The sequence below is a fragment of the Streptomyces sp. NBC_00846 genome, from assembly GCF_045207325.1.
In the GTDB taxonomy this organism is placed as follows: Bacteria; Actinomycetota; Actinomycetes; order Streptomycetales; family Streptomycetaceae; genus Streptomyces.
In genome coordinates this window covers 3,520,738-3,541,375 of sequence record NZ_CP108846.1, presented here as the reverse complement: position 1 = coordinate 3,541,375, position 20,638 = coordinate 3,520,738, and the positions used below count along the sequence as shown (strand labels likewise).

16 protein-coding genes and 4 pseudogenes are annotated in these 20,638 nt (G+C 68.8%); 9 read left to right on the top strand and 11 right to left on the bottom strand.

The features are described from left to right. Positions 1–90: 90 nt before the first annotated feature. The 3 genes from OG936_RS16275 to OG936_RS16265 all read right to left on the bottom strand — a co-directional run bounded on the left by OG936_RS16275 (position 91) and on the right by OG936_RS16265 (position 5,919). Positions 91–4,710, bottom strand: coding sequence for a cation-translocating P-type ATPase (locus OG936_RS16275; protein ID WP_406495510.1), 4,620 nt, complete (start codon positions 4,708–4,710; stop codon positions 91–93). Between the two features lie 71 nt (positions 4,711–4,781). Next, positions 4,782–5,339 carry a hypothetical protein gene (locus tag OG936_RS16270; protein WP_406495509.1) on the bottom strand — a complete coding sequence of 186 codons (558 nt, stop codon included), beginning with the start codon at positions 5,337–5,339 and terminating at the stop codon, positions 4,782–4,784. A 289-nt stretch (positions 5,340–5,628) separates the two neighbouring features. Continuing rightward, a complete protein-coding gene (locus tag OG936_RS16265) occupies positions 5,629–5,919 on the bottom strand; it encodes a hypothetical protein (protein WP_406495507.1) in 291 nt (96 codons plus the stop codon). A 211-nt stretch (positions 5,920–6,130) separates the two neighbouring features. Between OG936_RS16265 and OG936_RS16260 the strand changes: the two genes are divergently transcribed. Further along, positions 6,131–7,420, top strand: a complete 1,290-nt coding sequence (locus OG936_RS16260) for an LAETG motif-containing sortase-dependent surface protein (protein ID WP_406495506.1) — start codon at positions 6,131–6,133, stop codon at positions 7,418–7,420. Positions 7,421–8,694: 1,274 nt separating this feature from the next. Beyond that, on the top strand, positions 8,695–9,294 hold the full coding sequence (locus OG936_RS16255) for a hypothetical protein (protein ID WP_406495505.1): 600 nt from the start codon (positions 8,695–8,697) through the stop codon (positions 9,292–9,294). Between the two features lie 100 nt (positions 9,295–9,394). Here OG936_RS16255 and OG936_RS16250 read toward each other — a convergent pair. Then, positions 9,395–9,565: pseudogene (locus tag OG936_RS16250) on the bottom strand (IS1380 family transposase); the annotation flags it as partial. Between the two features lie 164 nt (positions 9,566–9,729). Here OG936_RS16250 and OG936_RS16245 point away from each other — a divergent pair. From OG936_RS16245 to OG936_RS16235, 3 genes and pseudogenes are all read left to right on the top strand, one after another. Next, positions 9,730–10,506 carry a polysaccharide deacetylase family protein gene (locus OG936_RS16245; protein ID WP_406495504.1) on the top strand — a complete coding sequence of 259 codons (777 nt, stop codon included), beginning with the start codon at positions 9,730–9,732 and terminating at the stop codon, positions 10,504–10,506. 18 nt (positions 10,507–10,524) lie between these two features. Further along, positions 10,525–10,767 (top strand): annotated as a pseudogene (locus tag OG936_RS16240) (transcriptional regulator); the annotation flags it as partial. Continuing rightward, the gene (locus OG936_RS16235; protein WP_406495503.1) at positions 10,764–11,321 is read left to right on the top strand and encodes a flavoprotein; all 558 of its coding nucleotides are present in this window, start codon (positions 10,764–10,766) and stop codon (positions 11,319–11,321) included. The pseudogene OG936_RS16240 and the gene OG936_RS16235, both read left to right, overlap by 4 nt. Before the next feature lie 101 nt (positions 11,322–11,422). On the opposite strand, the pseudogene OG936_RS16230 reads toward OG936_RS16235, so the two are convergent. Then, positions 11,423–11,891, bottom strand: a pseudogene (locus OG936_RS16230) (IS110 family transposase); the annotation flags it as partial. 249 nt (positions 11,892–12,140) lie between these two features. Here OG936_RS16230 and OG936_RS16225 point away from each other — a divergent pair. Further along, positions 12,141–12,473, top strand: a complete 333-nt coding sequence (locus tag OG936_RS16225; RefSeq protein ID WP_406495501.1) for a hypothetical protein — start codon at positions 12,141–12,143, stop codon at positions 12,471–12,473. 348 nt (positions 12,474–12,821) lie between these two features. Here the strand turns inward: OG936_RS16225 and OG936_RS16220 are convergent, their stop codons facing one another. From OG936_RS16220 to OG936_RS16205, 4 genes are all read right to left on the bottom strand, one after another. After that, entirely contained in the window at positions 12,822–13,412 is a 591-nt protein-coding gene (locus OG936_RS16220) for a DUF5994 family protein (protein ID WP_406495500.1), read from the bottom strand. A 229-nt stretch (positions 13,413–13,641) separates the two neighbouring features. Beyond that, complete coding sequence (locus OG936_RS16215; RefSeq protein ID WP_384952560.1) at positions 13,642–14,064, bottom strand: YjbQ family protein; 423 nt, start codon at positions 14,062–14,064, stop codon at positions 13,642–13,644. A 279-nt stretch (positions 14,065–14,343) separates the two neighbouring features. After that, positions 14,344–14,616: a hypothetical protein gene (locus OG936_RS16210; RefSeq protein WP_406495499.1), complete on the bottom strand. Its 273-nt coding sequence runs from the start codon at positions 14,614–14,616 to the stop codon at positions 14,344–14,346. 110 nt (positions 14,617–14,726) lie between these two features. Next, positions 14,727–14,999 (bottom strand): hypothetical protein, encoded by a 273-nt coding sequence (locus OG936_RS16205; RefSeq protein WP_383978323.1) that lies wholly within the window; start codon positions 14,997–14,999, stop codon positions 14,727–14,729. A gap of 653 nt (positions 15,000–15,652) precedes the next feature. Here OG936_RS16205 and OG936_RS16200 point away from each other — a divergent pair. After that, positions 15,653–16,045: a hypothetical protein gene (locus tag OG936_RS16200; protein ID WP_406495497.1), complete on the top strand. Its 393-nt coding sequence runs from the start codon at positions 15,653–15,655 to the stop codon at positions 16,043–16,045. 17 nt (positions 16,046–16,062) lie between these two features. Beyond that, on the top strand, positions 16,063–17,109 hold the full coding sequence (locus OG936_RS16195; RefSeq protein ID WP_406495495.1) for an IS3 family transposase: 1,047 nt from the start codon (positions 16,063–16,065) through the stop codon (positions 17,107–17,109). A gap of 526 nt (positions 17,110–17,635) precedes the next feature. On the opposite strand, the pseudogene OG936_RS16190 reads toward OG936_RS16195, so the two are convergent. Together OG936_RS16190 and OG936_RS16185 are read right to left on the bottom strand one after the other, a co-directional pair. After that, positions 17,636–17,863 (bottom strand): annotated as a pseudogene (locus OG936_RS16190) (DUF2637 domain-containing protein); the annotation flags it as partial. A 101-nt stretch (positions 17,864–17,964) separates the two neighbouring features. Further along, positions 17,965–19,206, bottom strand: coding sequence for a PP2C family protein-serine/threonine phosphatase (locus OG936_RS16185; protein ID WP_406495494.1), 1,242 nt, complete (start codon positions 19,204–19,206; stop codon positions 17,965–17,967). A gap of 744 nt (positions 19,207–19,950) precedes the next feature. Here OG936_RS16185 and OG936_RS16180 point away from each other — a divergent pair. Then, positions 19,951–20,211 carry a hypothetical protein gene (locus OG936_RS16180; RefSeq protein WP_406495493.1) on the top strand — a complete coding sequence of 87 codons (261 nt, stop codon included), beginning with the start codon at positions 19,951–19,953 and terminating at the stop codon, positions 20,209–20,211. The last annotated feature ends 427 nt before the right edge of the window (positions 20,212–20,638 follow it).

Sequence of the window (20,638 nt, the reverse complement as noted above, 5' to 3'; positions counted from 1 at the left end):
GGCCCGCAGCGTCGTCGGCGATGTGCACCCCCGCCCGAAGCCGTTGTGGCGCTGTCCCGGGCAACTACGGCACCGGCGGTCCGGAGCTCGTCAGTGGACGAGCCGCACCACGGGAGGCACTCGCGAGGTGAGGTCGGCCAGCAGCCGCTCGGCCTGCGGCAGTACGCGGGGCCCGAGGGCGGCGGCGCCGACGGCGACGGCCACGCCGGCCCACGCCAGAGGGCCCAGCGGCGTGCACCCGAAGAAGTGGCTGACGACCGGCGTCTGGACGAGGGCGATGAGCACGGCGGCGGTGCCGAGGACGGTGCCCAGGACCAATGGGCTGTGGCGGCGTCCGACGACGGTCTGGGTGAGCTGGGCGCCGACCACACCGCACAGGGCCATCGTGCTGGTGCGCCGCGCCGAGCCCGGAGTGAGCCTGCCGAGCAGCCATGCGATGGCCGCGCCGATTCCGGTGATCACGCCACGGTGGCGGATCTGGCGGGTCAGTGGCGGGCCGAGGACGGCGAGACCCACGGGTGCGCCGTCGGCTGCGCCGGGCTCACCGGTGGGTTCCGGATCGTGGGGAGTGACCGCGACCGCCATCGCCGGGAACATGTCGGTGAGCAGGTTGACCAGCAGCAGCTGACGCGTCGACAGTGGCGATGTACCGGACAGCAAGGTGCCGAGTACGGAGAAGCCGACCTCGCCGGCGTTCCCTCCGAGCAGAATGCTGATCCCGTCGGCCACGCTGCGCCACAGGGCACGGCCCTCGCCGATGGCATCGATGAGAACCGACAGTTCGTCGTTGGTGATCACGAGGTCTGCGGCGTTGCGCGCGGCGGCCGATCCGCGTGCCGCGATGCCGATCCCGACATCGGCGGCGCGGATGGCGGCGGCGTCGTTGGCGCCGTCCCCGACCATGCCCACGACGCGTCCCGCCTCCCGGAGCGCCTCGACCACCTGCAGCTTCTGCTCGGGTGCGACGCGGGCCACGACGCCGCAGTCCCGGAGCAGGCCCGCCCGCCCCGCCCGGTCGAGTGCGGCCAGCTCGTCGCCGGTGACGACCGTGACATCCGATGGCCAGCCCAGAGCCACCGCCACGGAACGGGCGGTCTGAGGGTGGTCGCCGGTGAGCATGACGGGTCGTACGCCGATCTCGCCGAGACCGGCCACGAGCGGGGCCGAACTGGCGCGAGGGCTGTCGGCAAGTGCCACGAAGCCGATGAGTTCCAGCAGTTCAAGAGGCTTGTCCAGGGCCTCCGCCGCCTCGTCCGCGGCGAGGCGGCGCTGGGCGACGGCCAGCAGCCGCAGGCCCTGGGCGGCAAGAGCATGTGCCGTCTCGACGGCTGTCGGATCCGCATCGGGGCAGCACGGCAGCATGACTTCAGGCGCCCCCTTGACGACCAACATGTCGTCGCCGTCGGCGTCCCGTCCGATGGTGGCCGCGTAGCCCCGGCTCGCCTCGAAGGGCTGGGCCCGCACGCTGGTCCACCCGGTCTCGCGCGGGGCGGCCACCAGGATGGCCTCGTCGGTGGCGTGAGCGTGGACGCCCGGCTGCTCGGCGACGCGGGGGCAGGCTCGGGCGGCGACGCGAAGGATCTGTTCCGCTTCGGGGCCGGACGCCGGGTGCTCGGCGCCGTCGGCAGTGACCAGACGGACCACCCGCAACCGGTTCTCTGTGAGGGTCCCGGTCTTGTCGAAGCACATGGTGTCCACGCGCCCCAGGGCCTCCAGGCTGCGCGGCGTGCGTACCAGGACACCCAGCCTGCTGAGCCGCCGTGCCGCGGCCATCTGTGCCACCGTCGCCACCAAGGGCATGCCCTCGGGGACGGCGGCCACCGCGACTGCAAGCCCACCCTGGAGCGCGGTGCGCACCGGGCGGCCGCGCAGCATGGACAGCCCGGCCACCGTGGCGCCGCCGGCGAGGGTGAGGGGCAGGACCCGGCGGGTCAGCTGGTGCAGTCGTGCCTGGACCCCTGCCGAGGTGGGGACCCGGGCGGCGAGGGACGCCGCGCGGCCGGCTTCGGTCTGGTCGCCGGTGCCCACCACCACGGCGCGGGCACGGCCGGCCACCACAGTGGTGCCCTCGAAGGCCATGGAACTGCGGTCGGCGACGGACGCCTCCGGTACGGCGGCCACTTGTTTGCGAGTGGGCAGTGACTCGCCGGTCAGCGAGGACTCGTCGACCTCGAAGCCGCTGACCTCCAGCAGGCGCGCGTCGGCCGGCACGACGTCGTTGGTGCGCAACTCGATCACTTCGCCGGGCGCCAGTCGTTCGGCCTCGACAAGGGACGCCTCATCTGCTGACACGTCGGGCAGGAGCCGGGCTGTTCGCCGTTGCCCTGTGACGAGCTCGGACAGCGCCTGCTCCGCGCGCAGCCGCTGTACTCCGCCGACCACGGCGTTCCCCGCGACGGCGCCGACGACGAGGAACGCGTCCACGGCGGATCCCAGCAGTGCGGACGCGGTGGCACCGATCAGCAGGATGGGGGTGAACGGATCGTCGAGTTCGGCCCACGTGGCGCCTGCCAGACGTGCGCCGAGCCGCGCCGGCGCGAAGGCCGGGTGGGTGGCTGCGGCGCCCACGACGTGGTCGGCCCGGGCCCGCACCGTCGCCCATGCGGTGGGCGCGGCCCGCGGCGCCCTCGCCAGCCGGGCCATGACCTCCTCCGGATGCAGAGCGTGCCAAGGCACCCGCGGCCTGGGGTGCGGGGGCGTACCGGTGGCAGTACCCAGTGCGGTGCACCAGCCCGACACCAGAGCCGCGGCGGTGGCGATGTTGACCGGGCTGATCCGCAGTTCGAGGGGGAAGGGGACCCGTTGCGTCCGGGCCCCGCGGGTGAGCACCAGGAGCTCGGAGAGCGTGGCGCCCGCCTCGGCGAGGAACTTGGCCCGTCGGCTGACCGTCCGTGCCGCGGGCACGGCGGACAGCAACCGCCACGCACCCTCCAGCCCGCGCAGGGGCAGAATGTCCGCGTCCCAGACGACAGCGCTGCGCTCGTCGGCGACGGCGACGGCGATGTCGCTGCGGAGCAGCCCGTTGAGTACGTCGCGGGCGGCAGCGGTCAACGCCCTTTGCGGCGCCGCTCGGTCGACCGGCACGCGCGCCACCGTGAGGACCGTCCGCCCGTCGCTCTGCAGGCCGGCCACTACGTCGGCCAACGGGAGTTCGGCGGAGGCGAGTTGGTCGGCCAGGGTCCCGAACTCACCGAGTGAGTGGTCGTCCAGTACGACAACGTGCAGGCCCGCCCGGCGTGCCGCGTCCAACACGGCCTCGGCCATCGGGTCGACCTCCCGGCCGACCAGGACCGTACCGACATCTGTGCCGCGCGCCGACGCGATCATCAGTCCCGTGTCCGGCAGTCCCGTGTCCGAAAGACCCGTGCTCGACGCCATCTCGTCGGGCACCGGTCGCAGGCGGAGCCTCGGCTCCCCGGACGGCATCGCCCCGTCCCCGGGCGCACTCAGGGCTGCGGTGGACGCCCGCCACAGCCGGCGGTGATCCCAGCCGGTCATGCTGGGATGGACCTCGAGCACGGTGCGCCGGGTGCTGCGCAGCGCTTCGGGATGCAGGACCACGGTGTCCACGAGCTCCAGCCTCCGCAGCCGCTCCGGGTTGCGGACCAGCACGTCCTCGCGCGCCAGGGCACTGCCGAGCGCCGCGGTGAAGGCCGCCGGACCGTAGCGCGCAGCCTTGGGCGAACCGGCCAGTGCGGTCTCGGCCGCCCCATCGAGGCTGCGGGTGAACAGGAGCGTGGTGACGGCGCCGCCCAGCATCCCGTTGATCGCGGCGTCGGCGTACTGCTCACCGGGGCACGAACGCAGCGGCGGACGTACGACATCGTCTCCGGCCACGGTCGGCCTGTCCGGGGCGCACAGCGTGTCGTGCAGGGCGTCGAACGTCGCGAGCTGGGCAACCGACTCCACCAACTGGGCGGTCCGCAATGCCGCGTCGAGCAGGAGCGGACTCGGCGACTGCCCGATCCCGCAGACAGCCGCATGGGCCGCGGCGAGCACCAGATCGGCCAGGTCCGAGCCCAGCGCGCGGCTCAGCACCGTCCGTACCCGGGAGTCCTCGCGCATCACGACGACCGCGGCCACGACGACCTCCGGCACGGGCTTCAGAAAGGCCGTTCTTGCCGCGAGGGCGGTGGCGATGCCCGCCGCGTCGCACGCCACGGCGACAGCATTGGCGCGCACGCCGCCGGCTGCACCCGGGTGCGTGTGTTCCAGCGTCTGGTCGGCGACGTGCACCAGCCCGTGTTCGGCGGCAAGTTCGGACACCCGGTCCACCAACTGCTCGTCGACCGCGCCCTCGGTGGTCTCCATGACCAGACGCTCCAGGCCGCCGTCCCAGTAGGCGATCAGCACATCGGGGTGCTCGGCCAGCTCGACGGCCACCTTCTCGCAGGCGGCTTCGAGGCGCTCCACGGTGGACTCCTGCGCGTCCGGATGTTGCCGCAGTGCGAGGTGCATGCGGGACCCGGCACGCCAGTAACCGACCTGAGGGGTCACGGCGTTGCGAGCGACCCTGCCGACCCGCAGTGCGGTCGCCGACACCGCCGCCGCGCCGCTTGCAACGCCACGCGCACCGGCGCTCACAAGCTCAGCTACCATCCGCGCCGTGTCGGTGGCCGGCGGGGCGATCCGGCGGGTGGCCTCGACGGGGGCAGCCAAGGCGTTCTGGAGGGCCACGGCGGGCAGCCCGGTCAGCAAGCGGAGCAGCATGTCTCACCTTCGCGGGCTTACCGCACGGGCCGGGGACGGAACGGTCGTCGGAGCGGGTGGAAGGCCGGCGTCTAAGGCTTCTTCCGCCCACCTGCCTTGGTGCGCGAGGTGTTCGTGGCGCTCGTGGTGGCGCGCTTGGTCGAGCGGGCCTTTGCCGTGCCCGAGGTGCTCGTCGACTTGGGCGCGCGGGTTTTCGCCGTCCCCGACGTGGCCTTGCCCGGACGGGTCTTTGCCTTCCCGGCGGCGGTCGACGCCTTGGCCGACTTGGCGGCGTGCTTCGCCTGCAGTCCTTCGGCGCGGGCCTCGCCTGCTGCCTGGACCGCCGCGGCATCCTTGGGACGCGGCTGCGTGAGCCACACCACGGCAGCGCCCGCCGCGACCACTGGCCACTCGACCACACCGGCCACGCCGAGCAGCCCGGCACCGGTGTACGCCGCGACACGCCGTGCATGGGGCGAGACGATTCCGACGGAGTCCAGAACACCGTCGAAGACCACCTTGACCTTCTCGGCGCCAGGGACCTTCTCCACTGCCGTCGTCACCATCTGCACGGGGTGCGCCAGCGTCTCCTGGACGGGGTGCCGCACCTGCGTGTCCCCTGAGCCATGCGCATGGGAACTGCCAGTCATGGTCGCTCTCCCTCTGTAGGGCAGGTGAGGCATGCAAGTGTGGTCGTGACGTGTCTCACCTTTCAGGCAACCTTGACCAGATCCGGCAACTTAGGCAAGTCGGGACATATCTATTGCCGCCGTATGACGTAGTCGGCGGTGAAGTCCGCTGCGCCGTGAATCTTCGAACCCGCGTTCTGAGCTTGGGAATCCATGGCACGCTGAGTGTCGAAGTAGCCCCTGACTTGCGGAAACGGCGGTCCCGGTGGCTCACTGCCGAGGTGGGCGAAGGCCCCGTATCCACCGCTGGTCACCGCTCTGAGGCGTACGGATGGGGCGCGGTGCGGCGTGCGAGTTGCTTCGCGGCCTCGATCGCTTCCCTGTGGAGTTCCTTGACGGAAACGCCCCGGCTCTTCTCCCGGCCGCCCAGGTGGTGAGCGCAGTGGACCAGTGCCTCCAGGTCTTCGGGACGGTCGACGTCACAGGCGGCATCTGCCCGGATGGGATGCGTTCCGGCAGCAGGGTCGCGTGCGCGGAGGTGCGGGCGCTCGCCGGGTGGGGCGGCGCCGGGGGAGGCGTAGAGCGACGCATCCAGGTTCATGTGGCGTTCCTCACAGTGAAAGCACAGGCAGTGAAAGCAACTGCACCCTTTCGTCTCTTCTGTCTGTCCCGGTGTTGTGGTGTCGGCCGGAACAGGTGAAAAAATTGTGACGGTCGGCCGTTGCCCCGGCCATACGATCACCTCAAGTCGCATCTGCGTGTCCCATTCCGCTGCGACCCTTTCTTCTCTTTTCGGACCCCGAAGGGCTCTTGTGAAGATTCGCCGGATTCTTGCCACAGCTGTTGCCGCCGCAGTGACCACGCCTGCCCTCCTGCTGTCGGTCACCCCCGCGTTCGCCGACGACAAGCCGGCAGCGCAGACGCAGCACCTGCCGTCCATCACGGAGCTGGAAAAGGCCGTCGCAGCAGCGGAGGCGGCGTACGACGACGCCGTAGCGGCCGAGAGCGCCGCCCGCGCGGCTCTGGAAGCGGCCATGTCCGACACCGCTCCGCTGGCCGTGGCGGCCAAGGCCGCCCAGGCCGCGGCGGCCGACGCCGCCTCCGCGAAGACCGACGCCGATCAGGCGGTCGTCGACGCCAAGGCAGCGGTCGACGCCCTCCCGGAGACGGCCACCGAGGAGGAGAAGGCCGCCGCGGCGACGACTCTCACCACGGCAGAAGCCGCCGCCGTAGCCGCCGGTGAGGCCAAGGCCGCCGCCGATGCCAAGGTCGTGGAGGCCCTGGACGCGCGTGACGACGAGCGGGTCGCCGCAGCCCGGACGCTGGGCCAGGCGCAGAAGGCCACCAAGGCGGCACTCGCTGCCAAGACCGCCGCCAACAAGGCACTGTCCGAGGCGAGGGAGTGGGACGGCTCGGGCTGCTTCGCCGAGGCCAAGCTCACCATGGTCCTCACGGGTCTGCCGTCCACAGTCGCCGCCGGCACGAAGGTCAACTTCAATCTCCGGGTGACCAACGGCACCGACGAGACGATGGAAAGGGTGCTTCCGTTCGCCCACATCGAGGCGACCGACCGGAGCGGGCTCAAGGGCATCGACGACCTGGTGCACCTGCAGTGGTTGTCCGCCTCGTCCTCGACGTGGAAGACCGTCGACAACAGGAACTACATGGACGCCATCAGTCCGCTGAAGGCGGGTGCCCACGCCGACGTCAAGATGCGCCTCACGATCGACGCCTCGGCCCCCGCGGGCAACGGCGTCACCTTCGTCGGCGGTGACTACTTCAACGACGACGGTCGCATCTGCGGCAGCGCGGACTTTGAGGGCTACGAGTTCCTGATCGCCGCCGCGGGAAGCAAGCCCGGCAAGGTTGACGACGCCAAGCCCGGCAAGGTCGACGACGCCAAGCCCGGCAAGACCAAGCCGAACACCTCGGACCTCAAGCCGCAGAGCGGCGCGTCGGCCAGTCCCGTGAGCGGCAGCCTCGCCGCCACGGGCTCGTCCTCCCCGACGTCGCAGCTCGCCCTCGCGAGCGGCGCGGCCCTGGCGATCGGCGCGGGTGCGGTGTTCGTCGTACGCCGTCGCAAGGCCGGCTCCCACGCCTGACGCATGAGCCGGGGTGCCGACCAGGCACCCCGGCCCACGCGCCGACCGCCCAGCGGGCCCGACACCGAGAGGTGTCGGGCCCGCTGCGGTGACATGGCCGTCCCGGCGCGTAGCCACCTGCGGGCCAACGCCTACGGGCCCGGAGTCCGGAGCGCGGCGGCAGGGCCCGTAGCAGGCAGTCCAGACCTTTTCCGCAGCCCGCCCGGCGTCTGCTGCACTCCCGCACCGAGGCGCCGGCCGCCTGCGGCACACCGCCCTCGCGCCCAAGACGAGTCATGCCTCTCCACTTGCTTCACGACTCACTCGCGAATAGAGCCATGTGCCCGTCCGGTGGAGCGGCGATCCATCTCCGCGCGGAAACCGAAATTGGAGCGGGTCGGCCCAGGCGACCACTGGCGGACCGTTTTGGCGGACGAGACCGAGGTGCCCGATTTCCGCACGTACACGCACCTCTATATGGGGACTCCCATATATGGGGACTCCCGCGAACCGGCCCACGACTTTCGATCCCTTGCTGCGCAAGGTCGCGGACTTCGATACGGCAGGCGTCATCCTCGCGCCGAGGAATCGCGGATGGCTTTTCCGTCCATGCGACGGTGGGATCGACGTCATCACCGCGATCCCTGCGGAACGGGATGCAGAGCGCGCGCCCCCGGATGGGCTCTCGCAGCACCCCGGGGGCCTGTAACACGGCTGTCAGCCGCGTACGCTCTCGTCCGTCAATCATTGCGGAGCGGCCGTCGGCCGGCCGGCAACAAATAGGCCCCGGTGTCTGACCAGGGCCTCCATGGTGGAGCGGGTGACGAGAACCGAACTCGCGTAATGTGCTGGTGCGGATCGATTGGATTGGGAGCGCCGGTACTACTCCAATCGATCCGCATGGGCCGTGGGTGAAGAGACGGCGGCCACGCGAAGGCGGCCGTAGGGGCGAGGCGTGAAGTGCCCTGTCGGAGAGGCGACCGCCGTGGTTCGCGCGATCGGGTCGCCGGGTTGCCATTCGACCAAGACCGCTCGCATTTCACTTGGCGGCCGACTTGATTCCGAAGACTCCGCCGAAGCGGTGAGCCACCTCTTGGGCCTCACCGTATTTCTCTACGGGGCTGCGTTTCGTCGGCGGTTCGAAGGGGGTTTGTCTGCTGTTCCGTCGGAAGGAATTACTCGGAGGGTTGCCTGTACTATCGTGAGCGCGAAGGCGTGTGTAAAGGGACCGACTGTTCGCTTTCATGATATAGTCCTAATGGATTTACAGGACGCCGCGAAAAAAGGGGAATGGCGTGAATACCGAGAAGGTTACGGCTCGACGTCTTACGGCCGGAGAGGTTTCAGAATTGGGCCTCCAGGACGACATCTTCGTCTCGGCGGAGATGGATGGCCTTCCTCTCGACTGCTACGCTCCGGCTTTCCTTACGAAGCCGGGTAAGAATTTCGAGGGAGGGTCCTTCATCGCGAGGACGATCTTCGGTGAGGAAATTCATGTCCTCCCGGACAATGTCGAAGAGCGTGGGATCTGGATTGCCGACAAAGCAGGGGAAGAAATCGAGGTTCTCCAGAGTGCCGGCATCCTTCTGAACCTCGCCCTCTTCGTGCCCGACGGGAACAAGGAATCCCTGGATTCGCTCTACTCCGCTGCGCGGGACGCGTTCGGCGCGGGGATCGTTCAGCGCTGGAGCGAGGAATCCGTCGCGGTGCCGGACGTCAAGGTCGACCTGTACGAGGAGCCGGCCCGGGGGCGGAAGAACACGAACAGCCAAAACCGCGACCGCCGTGCCCTGGACATCTACCCGACCCGAGTGCGGTTCCTGGAGCCCAGCGATGGCTGGAGGTTCATTGTCGAACCGCACAAGGAGATCGTCGATGACACACCGACGATCTGACCTGATGGCAGGTTAGCCTCGATCTTTCGCGAAGAGCCCGTCAGCTTACTGACGGGCTCTTCTTCGTCTGTTGGGGCGTGTGCGCAGGCCGCCGGCCCGACGGCATCCAGGCCGGCAGGTCGAGTGCGAGCTGGGCGATCTCCAGCCAGGTCTGGTTCTGGGCCGTGCCGCGCAGGGGAGGGGAGGGGAGGTTGCGTGGGTCGGTGGCGCGCGCATTGCTGATGCGGTCCTCGACACGGCGCTGTCGGTGCCGAAGTGCCGGCTGCGCGATCTGGATGTCCTTGGTGCTGGTGTTCATCTGTCGCGGAGCTCCTGCGTTTGTCGTCGGCCCCCTGCGAATTCGTCAGCGATCGGTAACAGAGGGATCTTTTAAGGGCGTTCGTATGCCTTCATGTGGGCACGGCATCGGCGGAGACAGCAAAGGGGCGGGCGGACATGGCAAGGCATAAGGGAAGGGGATGGCACGGTCGGCTTCTCGCGACGGCGCTCGGGGTGACAGCGGTCGCCGCTGCCACCTCGGTGTGGACCGCACAGGCCGGCCCCGTCGGAGGGGGTCCTCAAGCGCGTGTCTCAGCGCCGGACGCCCAGCGCCAGAACCAGGTGACCAAGGTGTCGGCGGACATCGCGCATGCCTCGGACCGCGGCGCCCGGGGCGTCAACATCACCATCGACGACGGACCGGACCCGGTCTGGACGCCGCAGGTGTTGCAACTGCTGAAGGACAGCGGTGTGAAGGCTACGTTCTGCATGGTGGGCACGCAGGCCCAGGCGTACCCGAACCTGGTCAAGGAGGTCGTGGCAGACGGGCACCGGCTGTGCGACCACACGATCTCGCACGACACCACCATGGACACCAAGTCCGAGGCGTACCAGTCCCAGCAGATCCTGGATGCCGAACGCATGATCACCAAGGCGTCCGGAGGCGTCCGGCCGCAGTATTACCGGGCTCCGGGCGGTGCTTTCACCCCGTACAGCCGACAGCTCGCCGCGTCCCGGGGGATGCGGCCGCTGGGCTGGAACGTCGACTCCAAAGACTTCGAGCGTCCCGGTGTGGACACCATGGTCGCCACCGTCAAGAGAGAGATCTCCAACGGGCCGACCGTCCTCTTCCACGACGCGGGAGGGGATCGCTCCCAGACCTTGGCCGCTCTGCGCGAGATCCTGCCCTGGCTGAAGCAGCAGGGGTACTCCTTCGGCTTCCCCGTGCGGTGAGCAGGGCTCGCCCGCACACGACGGCACATTCCCGTCCCCGAGCAGCGCGCGGCCCTGTGGGTCGAGACGGCCCGCGCCTATAGCCAGCAGGGCCGGCTCGCCGACGGATACCAGGCGCTCCGTATCGCCGAGAGCTGCGCGGCGCAGGACATCCGGCGCCCGGCCATCCGGGAGCTGGTCGCGGACATGGCTGCCCGCGACCGTCGTCGTACGCTGCCTGAACTACACCTGTTCAGCTGTCAACTGGGAGTTCCCGCGTGAGTGAGCAGTCCGACCAGCGGACCAAGAAGCCGTTTCTGTACGTCGTCGTGTGTGGATCGGGCATCGCCGGTGACGTCGGACGGCTGATCGCGGCGGCGCAGGGCACCGGCTGGGACGTGGGCGTCGTTGCCACGCCGCAGGGTCTGGGCTTCATCGACGCGGAAGCCGTCGAAGCCCGGACCGGGTACCCGATTCGTTCGGCCTGGCGGTCTCCTGGCGACCCTCGTCCACTCCCGGCCCCGGATGCGATCGCCGTCGCCCCGGCCTCGTTCAACACGATCAACAAGTGGGCGGCCGGTATCTCGGACACCCTGGCCCTGGGCATCCTGTGCGAGTCGTACGGATTCGGCACCCCCACCGCCGCCCTGCCGTACGTGAACTCTGCCCAGGCCGCCCACCCCGCATACGCCGAGAGCCTGGGGAAGCTGCGCGCGATGGGCATCCTGATCGGTTCTTACGAACCCCACCGCCCCAAGGCCGGCGGTGGCGCGGACCGCTTCCAATGGGAGGAAGCGCTCGACCTGCTTACCCCCAGGGTGGCCGCCCAGTCGTGATCACCTCCGCCGGGGCCGAGTCGTGGCGGTGGGCGTGGCCGATGCCGCAGGCAGTGGGGAAGCCACGGGGCGTCCGAGATCCACTTCAGGTGGCCTGTGTCACGTATCCGGTTGGACGTACAGGTGGCCTCGGCGGCGAGGTCCTGGTCGAAGCCTGTCAGGAAGGTCAGTTCGGCGGTGATCTCGTCGGTCAGTTCCAGAGAGCGCAGGGCGTGGGGCAGGGTGCGGGCGGCGTCCGCGATCACCGCCGCGTCACGCGCGTCGGTCTTGGCCTCGCCCGGATACAGGTGATCCGGCGCATCGCCAGGCCGGGCAGGTAGGCGACCTTGCAGCCCGCGTCCCGTGCCACGGCCAGCGGGAGAGCGCCGATGGAGGCGGGCTGGTCCACGGTCACCAGGACGGTGCCGAATTTCGCGGTCAGTTTGTCGAAGACGGCCCGCAGCTTCGGCTCGCTGTGGGCAGTTGCTTGTCGAAGACCTTCTTCCCGGCCGGGGTGAGCCCATGGCCGTGATGAGCACTCTTGCCGGCGTCCAGGCCGAGGAGCACGCCCACGTCTTCGGCATCGAACATCGCGCCCCTCCAGGCGAGTTGAACGTGCCGGCCTCGGCTTGGGTGTCGTACGCGCGCATCCACGTTATGCAGACCTGCTGCCCGCGAGCTGTCCGTCATTCCGCGGCCGTTGACGCTGGTCTCCTCCGTGAGCCGGTCGGAATAGTCCGGGAGGGAAAGCGTTCGGCGAAGTCGGCTGCCGCAGTTGCCTAAGCCGTCCGGCGTTTCTTCCCCGACTGCGAGATCGAGACCGCGGTATACGGGCACCTCGTGGATGAAATGCCGGGTGATGACCCCGACGACCGGCATCACTCGGCGGCAGCGGTGGTGGCCGGTGCCGACGCCCTGATCACGTGGAACGTTGCCGACTTCCCTGCCGGTGATTTGGCCGAGCGCGGAGTGCGAGTGATCGACCCGGATTCGTACCTGTGCGGGCTGTACAAGGAGTTGCCGCACGAGGTCGCGGAGACGGTAGTCAGACTTGTCGGAGAGAAGCGCAACCCGCCAGTCACCCTCGTTGATGCCGTCGCCCGTCTCGCGAAGGCCGGCCTACCCGTCTTCGCTGACCTGCTGACAGGACACCTCGGGCACCGAATGAGGTGACGCGAGGGCTGGTGGTGCGAAGGTGGTGCCGAACCCCTGATGCGGACCAGACGGAAAAGAAGCCCCTGGCCGTTGGCCTGGGGCTTTCTCATGGAGCGGGTGACGAGAATCGAACTCGCGCTCTGAGCTTGGGAATCACTGGCGCTCAGCCCCCATAAACCGCTCTGAACTGTAGGAATGCCCTTGAGAGGGCGCCATCCGGGGGCGCCTCAGTACCGCTATTGACCGGTGCTGACCGCTCTGAAGCGTACGGATGGGGCATGAGTACCGAAGGTGGCTGTTGGCCCGGAGCTTTCTTCCGGCGCGGGACGGGAATCGACGCCGCGCTCTCGAAGGTATCCACGATACTCAGATACTTTCCACCGCATCTGGTACCTGAGCAACGATTGCTTGGGCGGGGGAACGTGATGTCGGCAGTCTTGCTCCATGGCCGCCTTCGGAATCCCAGACCGAAACCAGGGACAGCTCCATCTCCTCCGCGATCCGGCGTTGCTCCGCTTCCTCCATCAGGGCGCTCGCGGTGAGGGTGCCCAGCGGATAGGCGGCCTCCGTCATGAGCCGGGCGGCTGTGGCGGGGACGGTCTCCGGTGGAATCACCAGCAGGTCCCAACGGCCGGTGTTGTAGGAGAGCAGCAGCAGCTTGTGGGGATCTTGCTCGGCCTTGAACCAGCCGACACCCACCACATGCCCGTCGACGGGCACCTTCCGTGGGATGACCGGCCAGAACGTGGGGTTTACCGTGACATGGGTGATCCGCCCCCACAGCGGATCGAGGACGGCCGTCAGTGCGGGAAGTTCTGCCGTGAGGTCACGGGAGCGGGGCCACCACGCACCGTCGAGCAGAGCCGGAGCGGTACCGGCCGGCGCCAGCATGAGTCGGAGGGGCAGCGAAGAGGTCCGGCCTTCGACCGCATGCGTATACCGAATGGTCGTGGTCATGGCGCGGACCCTGCCCCGGGCCGATCGCAACCCGCCCGGTGTCGTGAATCGCCGAAAGCGACACGAGCACGGAGACTGGTGTACGAAGTGCTCTCGGTATTTCCATCTTACTCGCGGTAAGACCCGCCGGACCGATACGGAGCCTCCCGTGCGGGAAACTGGACGGTCTCGTACGGCACCGGCTGCCAGCAGGGGACTGTCAGCCGCAGGGCCGCGTGGGTCGTGTGGGTCAGCTGAGGAAAGACAGCCGGACTTGGCGTTCGGGGCTGTCCCGGTCGGTGTTCACCAGTACGACGGACTGCGAGGTCCCCAGCTCCAGCTCACCGTCGACTACGGGCAATGTGGCGTGTGGTGGGACCAGAGCCGGGAGCATGTGGGCCCTGCCGTGGCCAGGACTGCCGTGGCGGTCTTGCCAGCGGTCGTCCGCGGGAAGAATGTCGCGGAGGGCCGCCAACAGGTCATCGTCACTGCCCGCGCCGGTCTCGATGATGGCCAGGCCGGACGTCGCGTGGAGGGTGAAGATGTTCAGCAGTCCGTTTCGCCCGTGAGCGACCTCTCGGAGGAACGCGGAGCATGCGTTCGTGAGGTCGTGCAGGGTCTCCGTGGAGCCGGTTGTGATGTTGATCGTGCGGGTGGTGAAGGTGCCAGCCATGGTTCACCGATACCCATTGTGGAGCCCGAGCACTGACGGCCGGATGGGTTGTTCCTCCGGGACTCCGCCGGTAAGGGCACGCGCTCCCGTACCTGGACAGGTCCTCATGCCGTCTCATCCGAGTCCCGCAAGCGAGACCTGGACGGCGACTTCCTCGCCTGCCCGGCCCCAGACGCATCCCTTTGCGTCCAGCGCCCAGCGCCCAGCCCCCGGCCAACGGCACCTGGAGTACCTGGCACCGCGTAGTCCGGGCAGCTCGGACGTCGCCCGGGCTCCGCGTCAACCGTGCTCTTCCTCTTCAGACTCCATACGTCGAATGCCTTGGTGCGTCAGCGTGATCATGAGCGGCGTATTGCCCGCGGCCCAGTCGACCGTGATCAGGCCCTCGCCGACCAGATAGGTGCAGGCGGCCGCCAGATCCTCTTGGAGGATCGCGAGTTCCTGGAGCAGCTTCGCCCCGGTGATCCCCAGCAGGCGGTTGCCTTCAGTGGCCTCGTACAGAGCCCGCATGATCTTCTCGCGGTACGCCTTCCGGTCGGCTAGCGATGCCATGACTGCCACCTCTGGGGGAAAAGGCGCCGTGCTTATCGCGGCGGAGGGGTGCCGGGATGCCCGGCGAGGAGCCGACTCTGTCGCAGCTGCTTATCTGAGGCCCGGCTCCCTCAGACCTCGTCCGGATGCGGGCGGTCACGCGCGGCTGACTTGCTGGTCACCAGCCACGGCGGGGCCGTCGCATTGGGCTCGGGCGTGTGCGTGGTGTCCACAGTGATGTGGAGCCGGGTCCCGCCATCGTGGCCGGCGGGGTAGCTGCGCTGTTCGGTGGCAGGGAAGCAGTGCCGCAGGACTTCTGTGACGCGGCGGGCGGCCTCGGGGGATGCGGCGACGATACGGACCTCGGCCATCCCTGCCGAAGGCATCGGTTCTACAGGTCTCATGCCAGCCTCTTTGCCAGGCGGGTGAGGTGCCCACGGGGTGAGGCGAAGGGCCACACCTACCGCCGCCAGTCATGGAACGGTTGGCGTCCTCACCGCCCTTATCGTGCTGTCCGCGGCGAGTTGCCGATGGACAGAGGGATGAACCGGCCGGACCCACCGCCGGTCTTCCTGCTCCGGCAAGGCATCGCTGCTGTGAAAGCTTGCGTTCCTCTCGCTTTCCCCGAGAGGGATACCGGCAAGCGGTGGGAGCGCTCGAAATATCCCGATGGGTTCACCGTACTCCGGCCGACGGTCCACCGAACCCACACGAGACCAGGCGTTCGTGGGGGCGGCCCGTGCCCTATCGTCCTCGGCGGTCGGGGCGTGAGAAGAGGTCCTCCAGCGCTGCGGGGGTGTCGGTGAGGGCACTTGGGTACACCACCCCTGCCAACGCTGACCACGACCGCCGCATCGGACCGCGCGCCGACGGTACAGACGACCGCGCCGAGGGTCGTGAGCGCGTCGCTGAGCTCAGTGATGATCACGTTGCTGACCTCGGCATCACCGGCCGGCAACCGGCCATACCGGCACTGAAGGCCCTCCCTGACAGTCTCGGCTGAGACACCCGGTTTGTCGGGTTAGTCTGGATGAGCGAGACAGGAGATCCCTTCAGCATGGCCAGCACCACCCCGATACCCGCCGCCGGTGACGATCCGGCGCCGAAGCCGAAGCGGCGGACGTTTTCCGCGGAGTACAAGCTGCGGATCGTTGCCGAGTACGACGCCGCCCCGGCCGGGGAGAAGGGTGCGATCCTGCGGCGTGAACGGCTGTATCACTCGCACGTCATCGAGTGGCGCCAGGCCCGGGAGGCCGGCGCGCTGGATGCCCTGGTCGACCGGCGGACCTCGGCGGTGCGACCGAAGAAGGCGGCTGAGCAGGCCGAGCTGGAGCGGCTGCGCAAGAAGGTCGCACGGCTGGAGAAGGATCTGGCCCGCCGGGACGCGGCCCTGGAAGTCATGGGAAAAGCCGACGCGGTCTTGGAACTGCTCTCCGAGAGCGCGGACTGAAGCATGCCACCGCGCCCGTGATCGATGAGGCGTTCGCGGGTGTCCAGGGACAGTTGGGGACCGCCGCGGCCTGCCGGCTGACCGGGCGCTCATGCGCCACCCACTACCGCCGCATCAACCCCAGGCCGAAGCCCGCACCGTCCCCGAGACCCGCGCCCGCCTCGGCCCTCTCACCGGCCGAACGGGCGGGGATCCTGGCACTGTTGAACCGGCCGGAGTACGCCGACCTGCCGCCCGCGCAGGTCTGGGCGCGTGAGCTGGACGCGGGAAACTACTGGTGCTCGGAGCGCACGATGTACCGGATCCTGTCCGCCGCCGGGCAGAACGGCGAACGCCGCCGCCAGGCCACCCACCCGGCCAGGACGATTCCCGAGCTGGTGGCGACCGGCCCGTCGCAGGTCTTCACCTGGGACATCACCAAGCTGCCCGGCCCGGACAAGGGCATCTGGTACCACGCCTACGTCGTCATCGACATCTTCAGCCGCTACATCGTCGGCCACACCGTCGAGCGGGCCGAAACGGCTGAGCGGGCGGAGGAGTTGATCCGCGAGACGATCGAGCGCAACGGCATCGTGCCCGAGACGGTGCACGCGGACCGCGGCACCTCGATGACCAGCAAGAAGGTCTCCCAACTGCTGATCGACCTCGGCATCACCAGGAGTCACTCGCGCCCCAGGGTCAGCAACGACAATCCCTACTCGGAAAGCCAGTTCAGGACCACGAAGTACGCCGCCGACTACCCGGAACGGTTCGATTCGCTGACCCATGCCCGGGAGTGGATGGACGCCTTCACCACCTACTACAACCACGACCACAGACACTCCGGGATCGGCCTGCACACCCCCGCCTCCGTCCACTTCGGCACTGCAGAGGAGGTCCGCGACCAGCGGGCCGTCGCACTCGCCGAGGCATACGAACGCCACCCCGAACGCTTCGCCCGCCGACCGAAGCCACCCGAGATACCCGGCCAGGTCTGGATCAACGAGGGCGGCGAAGTCGGCGTGCGCCCCCCGACGGCCTCCGAGCACGCCTGGGTCTTCTCGTGCTCGGACAGCGCCCGGTAGAGGCTGGGGCTCTGGCCCTTGCGGCGGCCGGTGGGGATGATCAGGTCCCAGCCCGGGGTGGGTGCCAAGCCCTGTGGGCGCCGCGCTGCTCGGCGGTGACCCACGAGGCGTGAGGACTCATGGCGGTGCAGATTGCCCACTCCCGCCGGATTCTCTCGGTCCGCAGTCCCCGGCAAGCTTCTCCTTCCGCGCTCCACGGCATGCTTCGCCGGTAGTGCAGCCACGCCCTCACCCGGTGTGTACATGCAGTAGGGGCAGCCGCCGACATCCTCGAAGGTCTCTCGTGCGGCCACGTGTCCAAGATGGCAGCGAACGATCGCTGCCGTCCGGCCCTCAGCACTTCAGAAGATGGGGATGTTGTCAGGACCGCTTTCCATGCGATCACTTCCGTCCGAGCTGGGCTGCCGTGGCGCCATCAGCCGCCGCACCTCGAACCTAAGCCGACGAGTCCCCGGCGTGCCATAAGCCGGGGCCACACGGGAGCAGGGAGACCTCCCCGATCAGCGGATGCGTGTCGCAGAGGAGCCAGTGGGGCCGTGGCCGGGCTCCGCGTGCCGGTGACCCCGGCGACGTTGAGGGCGATGGAGCCGAGCGACCCGGTGGCGGTCAGAGCGATGGCCCAGCCGTCCGGCCTGCGGCGCAGACCCGCGCGGAGCATGAGCAGTTCTCCGGCGACGATGAAGGCGTCGAGGGTGGCGGGCCAGGCCCACTTGCGGGCCGGAGAGGTGCCCAGGCCGTGCTGTCCGGCGACCTGACGGCTGCCTTCGCCCTCCGGGCCGAGGGCGCCTTGGCGAACGGCGGATGGGCCGCGGGGGCTTCGGCTCCGTCGGCTCCGTAGCGGCGATGGCTGTCGGCTCAATCGAGGGTGGCGAGATGATCGGCGTTGCCGCCGCGCCACTCGATGAGGAAGATGGTCGCGTCGTCGCTGGTGATGTCGCCTCGTTCCTGTTTCAGAGCGTGGGAGAGCGCGCGCACCACCGGCCGCACCGCGGTGTGGTCACGGAGGATCCGGTTAGTCCACTCGATGAGTTGCGCCTCACCGAACTGTTCCCCGCCGGCTTGGTGCTCCTCGATCAGGCCGTCGGTGAAGCACAGCAACCGGTCCCCGGGTTGCAGCATCCGCTCGCTGACTTCCGGCTGGTCACCGCCGAAGCCGACCGGCAAGGTGGTTGGGCTCTCCAGCCTGTCCACCACGGCGCGGTCACGGATCAGCAGCGGTGCCGGGTGGCCGGCGTTGACCCATTGCAGCCGGCCCGTGGCGATGTTCAGACACATCATCTGTGCGGTGACAAAGTGGTCGGGGCCGAACTGCTCATTGATGGCCTTGTCCATGAACGCGTACACGTGAGACAGATCGGTGTTGGCCCTTCGCGTGTGGCGATAGGCGCCGATGGCTACCGTCGCCATGGTCGCCGCGTCCAGGCCGTGGCCCATCGCGTCGATCATGGCCACATGAAGGATGTCGCCGTTGAGGGCGTAGTCGAAACTGTCGCCGGCCACGTCGTACGCGGGCTCCAGGATTCCGGCCACCTCAACCTGCGGAACAGTCATCGACAGCGGGGGCAGCAACGACCACTGGATCTCCGCGGCCACGCTCATCGGGGCGCTGCGTCGGGCCTGGAAGAACAGGTCGGTGTAGGCGTCCTTGGTGACGATCATGTCGGCGACCAAACCGGCGAGTCTGCGCAGCAACCGTCGGTCGTCGTCATCGACGCTGTCCAGGGTGACGGCCATCGCCCCGACCTGGTCACTGCCGTCCAGCAGTGGCAGATACATCCGCACGGTGCCGTCCTGCGGTACCTCTACCGTTTTGCGGCTCAGGAACGCCTTGCCGGCGGGTGAGCCCTCGACCGGTTCGGGGTCACCGACCGTCAGCCGCCGACCCGGCAGCGGCACCAGCAGCATTTGTTCGTAGTCCTGCAAGAGGATCGAGAGGTCCCGGCCACCGACCCTGGCCACCTCTTCCGCAACGAGCGGGGCGATCAACTGCGGCGGCATCTCGTGAGTCCGGTCAAGCAGCACACCCAGCAACCGCTCACCAAACCCCTCCGACCGGTCCACCCCGAACTTGCTCGGCTTTCGCCCGCCTTCGGACATCGGTGCTTGCGTCCCTTCGTGTCGCGGCATGGGAATTCAGTGGGCGGTCGGTTGTGTGGAGCCGGTACGAAGCCGGTGCCACCCCGGATGGGGAGCAGCTTCTCCCTCCCTCTAGGCGCCGACGCCTTCAGCACCCCAGCCACATATTCCGGCTCACGGTGCCCCCGACCCGACGCACACCCCGACATACTCGGATTCAGCGGGCAGTCAACGGCGATCCGCTCGAAAGAACGTTCACATGCCCCATACGCACAGGGCTCCTCGCACGACAGTGATCAACCCGTACAGCCTGACACCGCCAACCGGCCCAACGAGCCGATTACGCCAGAGGCGGCATGTCCCACCCGGTCAGAACAGTTGGCATGCACAGTCCCCTGCTCAAACGGGGCCTCCTCCCGCGACCTGGCTGCGGTCGGCCGGTACAGGGGTTCGCGGTGTCGGCGCCGAATAGCTGCGGTGCCGACGGTGGCGCCCCGGCCCGAAGGGCGCCGGTGTCCGCGGTGTGGCCGATGAGCATGATGACCTCCGACCAGGGGAGTCATGAGCATGCATCTGGCATGGGCAGGGGTCGGTGTCCCCAGATACCGCCTCCGGCAAGTCTCCGCCCAGACGTGGCAGGTGTCTCGTGCAGGCCCCCCGCCGTCGCTGACTGCGCGGGGCACCCGCAGTTTGTTGGTGTGGTCACCGACCCAATCACCGATAACAGGCACGGCGGCGACTTCCTGCAGGCACGCCACGGACTCGGTGAAGTTCCAGTTGTTGGCGGCGTTGACGCCGCTGCCGAAGTTGCTGTCGTTGTCGGCGTGCGCCGGGGCCGCCATGCCGACGATCGCGAGCGGCAGGGCAGCGAGCATGATGATCTTCTTCATGTCCCGGAGCAACGAGCGCCACCACCACAGGATGCGCCGCTTCTCGCGGACTCACTCGCCGAGCGGTCGATTGTGGGCCGCGCCCAGCGGGGCCCATTCGACGGCGGTTTTGGAGGAGCGAATTCGCGCGACGTGACTGGCGTGTGTCGCAGGTCACGTGAAATGGGTCTCGTGATTTGAGAAGGTCCGGCGGGCAGGTGGTGCAATGGTGCGTCGCGCCCCCTCCGAGCAGGGAATTCCGGCGAGTTGGGGCACGCGGAGGGCACGGAGAGGTCGAAGAGGTCTAGACAACAAACAAGGCCCAGGTCACTGACCTGGGCCTTCGTCATGGAGCGGGTGACGAGAATCGAACTCGCGCTCTGAGCTTGGAAATCAACGGTGCTTACGGGGGACAGATGCGCGCTGACCTGGTGGTACGCCGCTCTGGGGGCGCACCCGGCGTGGTCTCGCGGTGCCCTTGTTCACCGCTGTTGACCGTTCGGCTGGGCACGGATGGGGCACGAGCGGCGGGGGCGCTGCGGATGTCCACTACGGTGCGCACCGATGGCCATCTCAGTGGGAGG